This window comes from Klebsiella sp. HC6 (genome assembly GCF_022605325.1).
Taxonomy (GTDB): Bacteria; Pseudomonadota; Gammaproteobacteria; order Enterobacterales; family Enterobacteriaceae; genus Klebsiella; species Klebsiella terrigena.
Genome location: NZ_CP093276.1, coordinates 5,230,958 through 5,244,899 on the forward strand (window position 1 = coordinate 5,230,958; position 13,942 = coordinate 5,244,899).

At 58.7% G+C, this 13,942-nt stretch carries 14 protein-coding genes; 8 read left to right on the top strand and 6 right to left on the bottom strand.

Annotated features, from left to right (window positions below; translation table 11 throughout):
- Positions 1 to 779 precede the first annotated feature (779 nt).
- Together MMW58_RS25310 and MMW58_RS25315 are read right to left on the bottom strand one after the other, a co-directional pair.
- Positions 780 to 2,150: an NAD-dependent succinate-semialdehyde dehydrogenase gene (locus MMW58_RS25310; protein ID WP_123710226.1), complete on the bottom strand. Its 1,371-nt coding sequence runs from the start codon at positions 2,148 to 2,150 to the stop codon at positions 780 to 782.
- Positions 2,151 to 2,360: 210 nt separating this feature from the next.
- On the bottom strand, positions 2,361 to 3,278 hold the full coding sequence (locus MMW58_RS25315) for an Rpn family recombination-promoting nuclease/putative transposase (protein WP_241722342.1): 918 nt from the start codon (positions 3,276 to 3,278) through the stop codon (positions 2,361 to 2,363).
- Positions 3,279 to 3,496: 218 nt separating this feature from the next.
- Here MMW58_RS25315 and MMW58_RS25320 point away from each other — a divergent pair, with 218 nt between their 5' ends.
- The 7 genes from MMW58_RS25320 to MMW58_RS25355 all read left to right on the top strand — a co-directional run bounded on the left by MMW58_RS25320 (position 3,497) and on the right by MMW58_RS25355 (position 9,082).
- A complete protein-coding gene (locus MMW58_RS25320) occupies positions 3,497 to 4,312 on the top strand; it encodes an AraC family transcriptional regulator (protein WP_241722343.1) in 816 nt (271 codons plus the stop codon).
- 46 nt (positions 4,313 to 4,358) lie between these two features.
- A complete protein-coding gene (locus MMW58_RS25325) occupies positions 4,359 to 5,039 on the top strand; it encodes a LysE family translocator (protein ID WP_241722344.1) in 681 nt (226 codons plus the stop codon).
- Positions 5,032 to 6,315 (top strand): DUF445 domain-containing protein, encoded by a 1,284-nt coding sequence (locus tag MMW58_RS25330; RefSeq protein ID WP_241722345.1) that lies wholly within the window; start codon positions 5,032 to 5,034, stop codon positions 6,313 to 6,315. The genes MMW58_RS25325 and MMW58_RS25330 overlap by 8 nt, the downstream gene beginning before the upstream one ends.
- Before the next feature lie 244 nt (positions 6,316 to 6,559).
- A complete protein-coding gene (locus tag MMW58_RS25340) occupies positions 6,560 to 6,799 on the top strand; it encodes a DUF2164 domain-containing protein (protein WP_041143893.1) in 240 nt (79 codons plus the stop codon).
- A 109-nt stretch (positions 6,800 to 6,908) separates the two neighbouring features.
- Complete coding sequence (locus MMW58_RS25345; RefSeq protein WP_241722346.1) at positions 6,909 to 8,060, top strand: double-cubane-cluster-containing anaerobic reductase; 1,152 nt, start codon at positions 6,909 to 6,911, stop codon at positions 8,058 to 8,060.
- 9 nt (positions 8,061 to 8,069) lie between these two features.
- Entirely contained in the window at positions 8,070 to 8,837 is a 768-nt protein-coding gene (gene yjiL, locus MMW58_RS25350) for a putative 2-hydroxyacyl-CoA dehydratase activator YjiL (protein WP_241722347.1), read from the top strand.
- Positions 8,834 to 9,082 carry a putative Se/S carrier protein gene (locus MMW58_RS25355; protein ID WP_241722348.1) on the top strand — a complete coding sequence of 83 codons (249 nt, stop codon included), beginning with the start codon at positions 8,834 to 8,836 and terminating at the stop codon, positions 9,080 to 9,082. Before yjiL ends, MMW58_RS25355 begins: the two co-directional genes overlap by 4 nt.
- A 2-nt stretch (positions 9,083 to 9,084) precedes the next feature.
- Here the strand turns inward: MMW58_RS25355 and MMW58_RS25360 are convergent, their stop codons facing one another.
- The 4 genes from MMW58_RS25360 to MMW58_RS25375 form a co-directional block, all read right to left on the bottom strand.
- Complete coding sequence (locus tag MMW58_RS25360) at positions 9,085 to 10,149, bottom strand: DUF2955 domain-containing protein (protein WP_159237584.1); 1,065 nt, start codon at positions 10,147 to 10,149, stop codon at positions 9,085 to 9,087.
- Positions 10,139 to 11,206, bottom strand: coding sequence for an HlyD family secretion protein (locus MMW58_RS25365; RefSeq protein WP_241722349.1), 1,068 nt, complete (start codon positions 11,204 to 11,206; stop codon positions 10,139 to 10,141). The genes MMW58_RS25360 and MMW58_RS25365 overlap by 11 nt, the downstream gene beginning before the upstream one ends.
- Positions 11,207 to 11,212: 6 nt before the next feature.
- The gene (locus MMW58_RS25370) at positions 11,213 to 11,677 is read right to left on the bottom strand and encodes a MarR family transcriptional regulator (protein ID WP_241722350.1); all 465 of its coding nucleotides are present in this window, start codon (positions 11,675 to 11,677) and stop codon (positions 11,213 to 11,215) included.
- A gap of 452 nt (positions 11,678 to 12,129) precedes the next feature.
- Complete coding sequence (locus MMW58_RS25375; protein WP_071844881.1) at positions 12,130 to 12,294, bottom strand: DUF1127 domain-containing protein; 165 nt, start codon at positions 12,292 to 12,294, stop codon at positions 12,130 to 12,132.
- 177 nt (positions 12,295 to 12,471) lie between these two features.
- On the opposite strand from MMW58_RS25375, the gene MMW58_RS25380 reads away from it, so the two are divergent.
- Positions 12,472 to 13,884, top strand: a complete 1,413-nt coding sequence (locus tag MMW58_RS25380; RefSeq protein ID WP_241722351.1) for an aminotransferase-like domain-containing protein — start codon at positions 12,472 to 12,474, stop codon at positions 13,882 to 13,884.
- Positions 13,885 to 13,942: the final 58 nt, after the last annotated feature.

The window sequence follows — 13,942 nt, forward strand, 5'->3', positions numbered from 1 at the left end:
CGGCAATATGAATCGCATCCACGAAAGGTTTGACGGCAGGCTCAATGAGGAAATATATTGTATCTGGCGGCAGAAAAAAATTAACAATCCTGTCGGCTATTTTTCACTACTTCCGGTTTCCATCATGCCTCCCTCATATTGTTCTGACCATCCCGATAGCCTGCCTTTACCGCGCATGCTCAGTAATAGAAATATCATCCTCCACACCAGACTCATCATTTAATACTGGACTATTTAAAGGGTTACATTTTTCGCTTCAATGCATACACAGTTTGGCATTGACCAAATGACATAAGATCATCCATTCCACTTTCATCAGCTATAGTGACCTGTAATATTAACTGAATCATGGTACATACCATAAAACATATTGAAGCAGACACAGTTATTCTTTTTAAGAATGACACCTTATGATATCGACCATTATTATGTATCCACAAGCATCTTTTTTAATATACAAAACTGCATCACGCCAACTTACACAATAAAAGTTCACACTTGCAAACATCATTTACACAGTACTAATTTGACAGTTAATCGTTTATATTCCGGATAAAAACTCTCGTTTCACATAACTTTTAATAGATCGTTCTAAAAAGACACAACCCGCATTAAATAAGATCTAAGTTGATGTATATCAATTAATCAAATATCAATAAAACTCTTAACAAAGAGACAGATTGATGGCGCCTGTGTTGGCGATGGAGTTACCTTCCGATCTTCCCAACAGGCGCAAAAAAACCTGCCGGGCGGCAGGTTTTTCTTATTGCATCCTAATCTTACCGGCGGATCACCACCAGCTTCTGGTTCACAAACTCTCGAATCCCCAGATCCGCCAGCTCGCGGCCAAAACCGGAGCGCTTCACGCCGCCAAACGGCAGCTCCGGCGCGGTATCGGTCAGCCAGTTGATATAGACCATCCCGGTCTCAATTCGTGACGCCATTCGCTTCGCCCGCTCGGTATCCTGGCTGAATATCGCGCCGCCGAGCCCGTAGTGCGAATCGTTCGCCAGGCGGATCGCCTCATCGTCATCCTTCACCACATAAATTTGCGCTACCGGGCCGAAGAACTCTTCAAAGTACGCCGGATTATCGCGGGTGATGCCGGTCAGAATGGTCGGTGCAAAATAGTTGCCCTCGCACTGCGCCGGCTTGCCGCCAAGATGCAGCCTGGCGCCATGCTTCACCGCCTCATCAACCTGTTTAGTCAGCGTCTCCAGGGCATCTTTGGAGGAGAGCGGCCCCAGCGTGGTGCTCTCATCCAGCGGATCGCCGATCTTCACCTGACGGAACGCCTCGGTAAACTGGCTCAGGAAGCGCTCGGCGATTTTTTCATGCAGGATAAAACGCTTCGCCGCGGTACAAACCTGACCGGCATTGTTGAGCCGCGCCTGTACGCCAGTCTTCACCGCCTTGTCGAGGCTGGCATCATCCAGCACCACAAAGACATCGTTACCGCCCAGCTCGAGGGTCGATTTCTTGATGTGCTTCGCCGCCTGCGCCGCCACGACGCCACCCGCTTTTTCCGAGCCGGTCAGCGCCGCTCCCCGCACGCGATCGTCGGCAATAATCTTCGCCACCTGATCCTGGGAGATAAACAGATTAGTCCACGCCCCCTCCGGCGCACCGGCCTCACGAACCAGATGAGCGAAGGTTTCCGCGCAGTGTGGGACGATGCTGGCGTGCTTGGCGAGAACCGGATTCCCCGCCGCCAGGTTCGGCGCCAGCACGCGCATCAGCTGGTAATAGGGGAAGTTCCACGGCTCCACCGCCATCAGCACGCCGATCGGATGGTGTTCAACCCACGCCTCGCCGAGCTCAGAGGGATACTTCACCGGGGCGAGAAAGCGCTCGGCGTTATCGGCGTAATAACGGGCGATCTGCGCGCAGAGCTTCACCTCACCGCGGCTTTGGCCGATGAGCTTGCCCATCTCCTGGCTGGCAATTTTCGCCAGCTCCTCAACCCGGCTATCGATGAGGTCCGCCAGCCTGTGCAGGATAGGTAAGCGCTGGGCAATATCACCCTTCGACCATGCGGAGTGGTAGAGCGCATCCGCTTTCTGCAGCGCCGCCTCCACGTCGGCATCGCTGTGCGGGGCGTACTCTTTAATAAGCCGATTATTTGCAGGATTCACCGTCTGATAGGCCATGTCGTATGTCTCCTTAGTATCGTCATTAATGCAGTCATAAATACTACTCAGGACATTAAGGTTAGTAGAGATAGCTGACCGTAAAGGTAAAGTTAGGTATTTACGGAGGATTCCGGCCGGAGATCGTCAGGTGATATCCGGCGCAGAGCGGGATTAAGAGAAATGAATCATCGCGGCCAGGCCGCCTGATAAAGCCATGCCGCGGCACAATCAACGCTTCGCGGCGGTAACCTCCTCTTCTGACAGACCGGTGATGCGCAGCACCGTCTCCAGAGCGATGCCGTTCGCCAGCATCATACGGGCAATACGCAGCCCTTCGATTCTCTGGCCCGCAAGCCGGCCTTCAATCTTACCTTTTCTACGCCCAACTTCCTGGAGTCTTTCCGCAATAGTCATCAGTTCCTCCTTATGATGTTGCGGCGCCCGCCGGGCAAGCTCACGAATAAACCTGCCAAAACGAGGGGCATCGCCGGAATATACCAGGTAATTAAACAGCGTTTTTAGCTGGCTGTCATTAGTGTATTCCTTAACCAAAATGGCGATTATCTGTTCGACCAGCTTCGTCAAATCGCGCTGGCGGACATGCTTTTGCATGAACTCCAGCAACGCTACGCGTCGGTGCTGCACGATTTCGTCATCCGGGATCGCCGTAATATCCACCAGCGGAAAAGCGGTCGCATATAACCTGCGGGCATGCGCCGGATGGGTAAAGCCATCCAGCCAGCACAGCGAGTAAGGGTAAGGCGTGGCGATGCCGTGATAGAACAGCATGGGCACCACCAGCGGCAGGCGCTTGTGGCCGGCATCCAGATGGCGCTGCATCGCCGCAATGGCATAGCGCATCAGCCTGAAGGCCATATGGGCGTCCGGCGAACTTTGGTGCTCAATAACGACGTAAATATAGCCCTCACCGGCGGTGGTTTTCAGCGACCAAAGCACATCGGAGTAGCAGGCACGCAGGTCCTCCTCAATAAAACTTGCGGATTCCAGCCGCAGCGTCTCCAGATCGCAGAGCGGGCGTAGCGAGGACGGCAGGTGGATGTCCAGAAAATCTCGCGCGGTATCCCCATGCCGGAGAAACTTTTTAAAAACCGCATCATGCGGCGTCGACGTCGGGCTTTTTTTCATTGCAGTCGGCCTACGCGGAGGAGTACAAAAGCGACTCTACCTGCCGGTCACCCCGCCTACACGCTGCCGTTTATCTCTTTGCGTGCCGGGACGGAGGATATTTTTATCCAGCGGTAATAACGACATTTTTTCGCCTGCCCGCTCGCAAAACGCCCGCCGGAGACAGCCGCCAGCGGGCGTGCTATAAATTCTTAATCCCTTTCGCCGCAGGAGCTTTTGTGAACCACACGCGCGATATCCCACAAACCTTCTGGCGCGACGCAACGCTCCCCTGGCTGGAGCTGCGCAGCACCTGGGACAGCCGCCGGGCGTATAAGCGCCACAGCCACCCGCAGCTTTCGCTGGGGGCCATTATTGCGGGTGAAACGCGCTGCATCTGCAACGGACGGGAGTACCTGCTGCGCCCCGGTGACCTGATAGCGATCCCGCCCGGCGCGCCGCACAGCTGTAATCCCCTTGCCGGACGGCCGCGCAGCTACCACATGCTCTATCTCGACGTTGACTGGTGTCGGGCGCAGCTTCCTGCCCTTTCCGGCGCCGTGCGGCTTGCCGCGCCGCAACCGATACTGCGCGACGCCGATCTTTTCCTTCAGTATCAGCATATCGTCCAGCTGACGCTGCAGCAGCGGACCGCCGAGCTGCCCGCCGCCATCGCGTGGCTGCTGCGGGAGCTGCCGCTATGCCCGATGCCGCCGGAACGCCTTCACGACAGCAGTGAACGGCTGCTCGACAGGGTGACCGCAAGCCTGCCGGTACCGCTTTCGCTGGATGCGCTGGCCGACGAATTTGCGCTGCGCAAAGAGACCCTGATCCGCACCTTTAAGCAGGATACCGGCCTGACGCCGGCCAGCTTTATCAATATGGCGCGGATCGAGTACGCCAGGCGCCGCCTGCGCGCCGGGGATGAGATAGCCGACGTCGGCTATCAGGCCGGATTTGCCGATCAGAGCCACTTCCATAAAACCTTCGTCAGCTACACCGCCGCCACGCCGCGCCAGTACGCCCTTGGCCGATCAATATCAGACAATAATTAGCGCCGAGCCTTGCGTAGGGTGATCTCAGATTTATTCCGAGGTCACTATGAACATGCTTACTGCACTTTTCCCGGCCGCGTTTCCGGCGCTGGCGCTCTCCCACTTCGTTGCCCTGCTCAGTCCCGGGCCAGATTTCTTTCTCCTGATGGGCTACGCCATCCGCTATCGCCTGCGCGGTAGCGCCGGCCTGTGCATCGGCATCGCGCTGGGTAACGGGCTGTATATTGCAGTCGCCATCGTCGGCTGGAGCATGGTGCGCCACGCCCCGCAGCTGTTTAGCGCAATCGCGCTGCTGGGGGCGGCCTGGCTGCTGTGGCTCGGCGGCCAGCTGTGGCTCGGCGGCCAGCTGTGGCGGAGTCGGCCCGGCGCATTCACCCTGGAAGCAGCGGCAGCCCGCTGCCCTTCGCTTGCCAGACAGCTGCTGCTGGGGCTGGCCTCGGCGCTGCTTAACCCCAAAAATGCCCTGTTTTACCTCGCGCTGATGACCTCCCTGCTTGGCCCGCAGGTGACTCTCGCCCAGCAGATAACCAGCGGAGTGTGGATGACCAGCGTCGTGCTGCTGTGGGATTTACTGCTGGTATCTCTGATCGCCCTGCCGCAGGTGCAGCGCCGCCTCGGCGCCGTCATCTGGCGGGTTGAACGGGCGGCGGGCGCAGTACTGATGGGCTTTGGCGGCTGGATTATCTGGCAGTTTTTGCATGAGTTAGCCGTCAGGTTATATGCTTAAGGCTATGGAAAAACTTGCTGAACTAAAACGGGCCAAACTGCTGGCCCTGTCGCTGCTGCTCGTGGCGGCCGCGATTTTTGTCGCTACCCTGCTGCTGCCGCCGACGCCGTGGGTCAGCGCGCTGAAGGCTATCTCCGAAGCGGCAATGGTCGGCGCCCTGGCGGACTGGTTTGCGGTGGTGGCGCTATTTCGCCGCATTCCGCTGCCGTTTGTCTCCCGACATACGGCGATTATCCCGCGTAATAAGGACCGAATTGCCGACAATCTCGGCTTTTTCGTGCAGGAAAAATTCCTCGATACCCCTTCGCTGGTGGCGCTGATCCGCCGCTATGAGCCGGCGCTGATGCTCGGCAACTGGTTCAGCCAGCCGGCGAACGCCCGGCGGGTGGGCCAGCATCTGCTGCAGGTAATGAGCGGCTTCCTCGAGCTCACCGACGATGCGCGCATTCAACGCCTGCTGCGCCGCGCGGTGCACAAGGCCATCGACAAGGTCGACCTGACGCAAACCAGCGCCATGATGCTCGAAGGATTAACCCGCGATAACCGGCACCAGAAGCTGCTGGATTCCCTTATCGGCCAGCTTATCGCCCTGCTGCAGCGCGACAGTTCCCGCGCCTTTATTGCCCGCGGCATCATCCGCTGGCTGGAGACCGAGCATCCGCTCAAGGCCAAAATTCTCCCCACCGAATGGTTGGGCGAGCACAGCGCCGAAATGGTCACCGATGCGGTCAATACGCTTCTTGACGAGGTGAGCCAGGATCGCACCCACCAGATCCGTCAGGCCTTCGATCGCGCGGCGCAGAAGCTGATCGATAGCCTGAAAACCGATCCGCTGATGGCGGAAAAAGCGGACAACATGAAGGCCTATCTGAAAAACGACGAGACGTTTAACCGCTATCTTGGCGAGGTGTGGGCCGACCTGCGCGGATGGATTAAAAATGACGTTAATAGCGACGATTCGCGGATCAAGCAGCGGATCGCCGAGGCCGGGCAGTGGTTTGGGGAAACGCTGCTCCACGATGACGCCCTTCGCGAGTCGCTGAATGAGCATCTGGAGCAGGCGGCGCACCGGGTGGCGCCGGAGTTTGCCACCTTCCTGACCCGTCATATTAGCGATACGGTGAAGAGCTGGGACTCCCGCGATATGTCGCGGCAGATCGAGCTGAATATCGGTAAGGATCTGCAGTTTATCCGCATTAACGGTACCCTCGTTGGGGGTACCATCGGCCTGCTGCTGTGGCTGCTCTCGCAGATCCCGTCGCTGTTTTTACGCTAAGCGACCCCGCGCTTGCGGCGGGGCCTGCGGTTAGCCGATGCGGGTAAAGCCGGCAGCGCGAATGCTGCCTGAGACGAATCGCCAGTAAAACGCATGCGCTCGATTTTCCCGGCAAATACGGCAATCCTAAGGTAGGATCGTTTATCGACTTTCTGGCGGCAGAGCCAGGCCCGTTACCGGCGTGGGATCGTGGGATCCCCCGCTGAGCTTGCCGCGGATCCAGAGCACTTTTTAAGGAGTAAAAATGGCTGAAATCAACCTGAGCCCCGGCGAGCGCGAGCAGCTTCGCGAAAAGCTATGTACCTACTGCGAAAGAAATTTTGACCTTGAGCTTGAGCAGTTTGATGCCGAGTTCTTCGTGGATTTTATCGCCGAACAGCTGGGGCCCCTGTTTTATAACGCCGGAATTGAGGAAGCCATTCGCACCCACGTGGCCTACAGCGAGCGGATCCAGGAAGAGATGGACGCGAAGAAAGTGTTCTGATTGCGCCCCGCAATATGTCGGCATCGGCGGGAGATCAATAAACACACACTATTGACATGGTTATAATGCGGGCTCTTTCATTATCTCCCGTGTACGGGGAAGGAAAACCATGTCGCTAATTACCGATCTACCCGCCATTTTTGACCAGTTCTCCGAGGCCCGCCAGAAGGGCTTTCTCACGGTGATGGACCTGAAAGAGCAAAATATCCCCCTGGTCGGAACCTACTGCACCTTTATGCCCCAGGAGATCCCGATGGCGGCAGGCGCCGTGGTCGTCTCGCTGTGCTCAACCTCCGATGAAACCATCGAAGAGGCGGAAAAAGATCTGCCGCGTAATCTCTGCCCGCTGATTAAAAGCAGCTACGGATTTGGCAAAACGGATAAATGCCCCTACTTCTATTTTTCCGACCTGGTGGTGGGTGAAACCACCTGCGACGGCAAAAAGAAAATGTATGAGTACATGGCCGAATTCAAGCCGGTGCACGTAATGCAGCTGCCGAACAGCGCCAACGACGATGCCTCCCGCGCGCTGTGGAAAGCCGAGATCCTGCGCCTGCAGCGGGTGATCGAAGCCCGCTTTGGCCGCACAATCAGCGAAGCCGCGCTGCGCGACGCCGTGCGCCTCAAGAACCGCGAGCGGCGGGCGCTGGCCAACTTCTATCGCGTCGGGCAGCTCAATCCTCCCGCCCTCAGCGGCAGCGATATCCTGAAAGTGGTGTACGGCGCGACCTTCCGCTTTGATAAAGCCGCGCTAAGCGATGAGCTCAGCGCGATGGCCGATCGCGTGCGCCAGCAGTGGCAGGATGGCCAGCGGCTGGCGGCTCGTCCGCGCATTCTGATCACCGGCTGCCCGATTGGCGGCGCGGCGGAAAAAGTCGTGCGCGCCATTGAAGAGAACGGCGGCTGGGTGGTGGGCTTTGAAAACTGCACCGGCGCCAAGGCGACCGAGCGCTGCGTGGAGGAGACGGGCGACGTCTACGATGCGCTGACCGATAAGTATCTCGCCATCGGCTGCTCGTGCATCTCGCCAAACGACCAGCGCTTAGCCCTGCTTAGCCAGATGGTGGACGAGTATCAGGCCGACGGCGTGGTGGATGTCATCCTGCAGGCCTGTCATACCTATGCGGTTGAATCAATGGCGATCAAGCGCCACGTTCGCCAGCGGCATAACCTCCCCTACATCGCGATTGAGACCGACTATTCGACGGCGGACATCGGCCAGCTCAGCACCCGCGTCGCGGCCTTTATTGAAATGCTGTAAGGAGCGCGCGTGACTTTTACGGTAGGTATTGATTCCGGCTCCACCGCCACGAAAGGCATCCTGCTGAAAGAGGGCGTTATCCAGCGACGTTTTCTCTGCCCGACGCCCTTTCGCCCCGCCGACGCCATCAGCGAGGCGTGGCAAACCCTCAGCGCCGGCCTTGCCGAGCGGCCATTTTTAACCTTAACCGGCTACGGCCGCCAGCTGGTGGATTTTGCCGATAAGCAGGTGACGGAGATCTCCTGCCACGGCCTCGGCGCACGTCTTCTGGCACCCGCCACCCGCATGGTTATCGATATTGGCGGCCAGGATAGCAAGGTCATCCAGCTCGACGAAGACGGCAATCTCACCGACTTCCTGATGAACGATAAATGCGCCGCAGGCACCGGGCGCTTTCTGGAGGTTATCTCGCGCACCCTCGGCGCCAGCGTCGGGCAGCTGGATAGCATCACCGAAGGCGTCGAGCCGCATGCGATCACCAGTATGTGCACGGTATTTGCCGAATCCGAAGTGATTAGCCTGCGCTCGGCGGGCGTCGCGCCGGAAGCGATTCTGGCCGGCGTGATCAACGCTATGGCCCGCCGCAGCGCCAACTTTATCGCCCGCCTTTCAGCCCAGGGACCGCTGCTGTTTACCGGCGGCGTCAGCCGCTGCACGGCCTTTGCGCGCATGCTCGAAGGCCACGCGGGGATCGCGGTACACACCCATCCTGATGCCCAGTTTGCCGGCGCGGTTGGCGCGGCGCTGATTGGCCTGCGCCAGAGGCGTCGCGGATGACGGAGTATCTGTTTTTATTTCACTCGACGCCGGGCGTCGTGCGTACCCGCAAGGCCCTGCAGGCGGCGGGGATCGCCTTCCAGGTGAAAGATATTCCGCGCCAGCTGCGCGGCGGCTGCGGCCTGTGCATCTATCTCAGCTGCCTGCCGGGAGAGGAGCTACGGTGGGTTATTCCCGGCGCCACGGAGGCGATTTATCGCTACGTTGCCGAAGAGTGGTGCTGCATCGCCACCTTCCCGGCCTGATCCTATTCGGTAATAACGAACCGCGTCGGCGCAAAGCAGTTCAGAATGCGGTGGACGAGAAACACCAGCGTCAGGGTGACGATAAGCGAGATAGTGACCGAGCTTATCCGGTACAGATCGCTGAAGATCAGGTCCTGATCCGGGTGCAGATTCTGACCAAACATGATGCCGATGGTGGTGATGCTGGCGAAGCCCACGCCGGCCCCCACTTTCTCCATCACGTGGAGGCGCGCGCTGAAGGCTAGGCCGAGCGCAATCAGCGGCATCATCAGCACCATATGGTTGCTAAAATCATAAATAAGCAGCTGCACCACCAGAATGTAGAGACAGGCCAGCACCACGCCCACCACGCGCCAGATGGAGCTGATCACCGCGCCGCGGTAGTGCATCGGGAAGAGGATCAGGATCCCGGCCATCAGCGCTGACAGCGAATCGCTGAGATCGCAGATCTGGAAAACCACGAAAATCATTGTCGCGACGGTGCCGGAAAGCAGAGATTCATGGCGAATGCGGGCGGCATCCTTCTCAATCCGCGGCGGCGGCCGGCGCGGCTCAACGTCCGGGATCAGATAGTTCAGCAGCGCGCTGAGGGCCACCGCCATCACGCAGGCTTCGATATTGGAAAACATCAGCGTATGCCAGTTGCTGGTGGGATAGCTCATAAAGTTGAGCATCGTGCTTTGACAGACCACCCCCATCGAGCCCAGCAGAAACAGCGGCCCCTGACTCATAAAGCGAAAACGCATCACGTAGAGGCCGAAGACCACCAGCGTCATAATCACCGGCCACTGCGACAGATAGCCGACGATCAGCACCATTTCCACGCAGTTTACCGCCGCGCTGAACAGAAACTGCCGCGCGACGTGGCGGTTAAACACCGGCACCAGCGACAGCAGCATCAGCGGATAGACCACGAAGAAAACCCCGTACTGCACGTCATAGAAGGTCGAAATGCTCAGGGCGATAGTCCCGGCGACGGCGATGCGCAGCGTCTGGCGAAAATCATTCGCCGTATAGACGATATTGTCGTGCGGCGTAAAAACCCGGGCCAGCGTATTAATAGACATAGTGCAGCAGGCTCACCAGATGGATCTGCACGCCGGCAAAGGTGCGGGCAAACGGACCGTCGCTGTTGTAAAGCTGTACCGTCGCGCGGGCGCCGGTCGGCAGCGGTTTGTCGAGCGGCTCATCAAGCTCGACGTGAATGCGCATCCGCTGGGCGTCACGCACCCAGCGCGTGGACTGCTCCGGCTGCGACAGCTGGCCGTTAACCTGCTCCTGGCCGGCCAAAATCCCGGCGTCGCTGCTGGTGACGTGCGCCGGGTAAACTTTGCCCGGCAGCGCATCAAAGACCACCGCGGCGTCGGTGTTCACGCCGGTATGGCGCAGGCTCTTCTCGCGAAAATCGGCGACGATATCCGTATGGTTGCTCACCAGCGCCAGCAGCGGCGTGGCGGCGGTGGCATACAGGCCGGGGCTAAGCTGGAGGTTGCTGACCATGCCGTCGGTTTCGGCGTAGATCCGGCTCCAGGCGAGGTTCAGCTGCGCCTCTTCCAGGGCGTTGCGGTACTTTTGCAGCGTGACGTTGCGCTTATCATCGCGTTCGCCGCGCTGGATCAGCAGATTCTGGATGCTGGCGTTGAGCGCGCTGACCGACTGCTCGCTGGTCTGCCAGGTGGTGCGCACCTTATCCAGATCCGACTGCGAGACGTTCTGCATCGCGCTCAGGCGCTGATAGCGATCGAGCGTAACTTTGTCGTTACGGGCGGTGAACTGCGCGGTGCGCAGGTTAGCGCGAGCGGCGGCGATCTGCGCGTCCAGCTGCTGGTTGCTCAGCCTGGCCTGCTCAAAGGCGATTTGCGCCGCCTGCACTTTATTGGTAAACGGCGTCGGGTCCAGCTCGTAGAGCAGATCCCCTTTCTTCACCTGGCTGTTGTTGTGCACATAGACCTGTGCGACATAGCCGGAAACGCGCGGCGATACCGGCGTCACCACGCGCATCACCGTGGAGTCCGGCGTGAGCGGGATCCAGATATCGGCAACGATAAACCAGGCGAAGATCGCCAGGAAAGCGGCAATACTCACCCTTACCCAGCGGGCAAATTTTTGTTCTGGCGTCATCATAGTTTTTTAGATCTTGTTATCTTCTTCGCGGATTGTCCGCAAATTGCAGGCGATTTGATTTAAGGTAGTACTGAAGGTGGCGAGGTCTGCTTCCGGGATGGTCCGGGTGACGCGGGATTGATAAGTTTCAATCACGCGATTCAGATCCTCCAGTTTCGTCAGGCCTTCCGTCGTCAGCGTCAGCAGGCGTATGCGTTTGTCATAGGGTGACGTGTAACGCAGCAGATAGCCCTGCTTTTCCAGCTGTGCGAGGGTGCGCATCAGCGGCGGCAGTTCAATGCCCTGCACCTCCGCCAGTTCGCTAACCGAGACGTTGTCCCCCAGCTGATACAGCTGCATCAGCACCGTCCAGCTTGACTGGGTCATACCGGTATCGTTGAGAGCGGCATCGATAGTCGCGCGCCACTGGCGGACCACCATCGCCATGCGCATCCCCATCGGGCGGCGGGCAAACAGTTCGTCTTCGGTCATCTTTCTTTCCTCATCTAGCGCCTATCCCACCAGGCGTTATCGGCGCGGGCAGTTTGAACGCGGACAGCGCGGAGAAACCGGAACGTACAGATAGTACGTGAGGGGTTACTCCCTGCGCTCACCCTCCGGGCCGCCCTGAAGGGCGTGCAAAATAGTTTCGTATTTTGTCGGGCACAGCCCTGGTTCAAAATGACAGGCAAAATAGCCCTGGTGGCGAGGCTTGTCGCTGTGAGGAAAATAATACTTATCAGGGTAAGTATCAAGAAACGAGGAGAGAAGAAGCATTAATTGATAAATACGGTGAATGTAACAATCCCGGATGACGCCAGCTCCTCGCCCACGCCAGGCCAGGCAGACTGCTGGACTGGACGGATACGGCTCGCAGCCTGCGGGGAGCAGGCCGGTCGCCCGGACAGCACGTTTGCGCCGCAGTCCGGGGACAAGCGCATTTTTTAATTGAGCTGATCCCGCCGCAGCCCGACGTCTTTCAGCTGTTCGTCGCTCATTCGCTGCAAAACCCGCCGCGTTTGTCTGCGCAGCCACCATTTTTTGATCGCTCTGCCCGCCAGGACAAACCCAATAAACGGCTGTCTTACCCGGTTCTCATGAAATTCCATACTCCACCTCCTCACCTTGCCAGAGGCTTTATCTTCGCGGATTCGAGGGCAAACAATACAGATTCAAAAAACGCTTTTCTTTAACATACAGATTGGCTAAAACAGTATCTGCGTGGGATCTTCACCGCCCATCTGTACTGGTTTATCAATCTGTATGGCGACAATAAGGGATACAGCATGACGCGTTACCAACATCTGGCCAGCCTGCTGGCGGAGCGTATTGAGCAAGGGCTGTATCGCCACGGGGAGAAGCTGCCTTCGGTTCGCAGCCTGAGTCAGGAGCACGGGGTGAGCATCAGCACCGTGCAGCAGGCCTATCAGACGCTGGAACAGCAGCAGATGATCGTCCCCCAGCCGCGCTCCGGCTACTTTGTCGCCCCGCGTAAAGCCCAGCCGCCGGTACCGCCGATGTCGCGCCCGGTCCAGCGCCCGGTGGAAATCACCCAGTGGGATCAGGTGCTGACCATGCTCGACGCGCGCAATGATAAAAGCATTATCCCTTTCGGCGGCGGCTCGCCGGACGTCACCCAGCCGAGCCTGAAGCCCATCTGGCGCGAGCTGAGCCGGGTTATCCAGCATAATCTCAGCGAGGTGCTGAACTACGACGAGCTGGCCGGACGCCGCGAGCTGCGCGAACAAATCGCCCGCCTGATGCTCGACGGCGGCTCGGTGGTCACCGCCGACGATCTGATCATCACCAGCGGCTGCCACAGCGCGCTATCGCTGGCGCTGCTCTCGGTATGCCAGCCCGGCGATATCGTCGCCGTCGAATCCCCGTCCTATTACGGCACCATGCAGCTGCTGCGCGGTTTGGGGCTCAAGGCCATTGAGATCCCCACCGATCCGGACAGCGGGATCAGCGTAGAAGCCCTGGAGCTGGCGCTGGAGCAGTGGCCGATCAAGGGCGTTATCCTGGTGCCGAACTGCAACAATCCGCAGGGCTTTATCATGCCTGACGCCCGCAAGCGCGCGGTGCTGACTCTTGCCCAGCGCCACGATATCGTCATTTTCGAAGATGATATTTACGGCGAGCTGGCCATCGACTACCCGCGCCCGCGCACCATTCATTCGTGGGATATCGACGGCCGGGTGATGCTCTGCAGCTCGTTTACCAAAACTATCGCGCCGGGCCTGCGCATCGGCTGGATCGCGCCGGGCCGCTACTACGATCGCCTGCTGCAGATGAAATACGCCGCCAGTGGGACCAACGTGCCCTCAACCCAGCTGGCCGCCTGTAACTTTATTCGCGAAGGCCACTACCACCGCCACCTGCGGCGGATGAGGCAGATCTACCAGCGCAATATGGAAATTTACACCTGCTGGCTGCGGGAATACTTCCCCTGCGGCATCTGCGTTACCCGGCCGAAGGGCGGCTATATGCTGTGGGTCGAGCTCCCCGAGCACGTCGATATGGTCTGCGTCGCGAAGCAGCTGTGCCAGCTGAAAATCCAGGTCGCGCCGGGCTCGCTGTTTTCAGCCTCAGGAAAATATCGCAACTGCTTAAGGATCAACTGCGCCCTGCCGCCAATCGATAAGCACCGGGAGGTGATGGTGAAGCTGGGAGAGGCGGTGAAGGTGGCGATGGAGTGAATTCTTCGCCGTAGCGAACTGGCTTGTCCCCCGTCGGCGCTGCGCTGGCCGGGGCTGC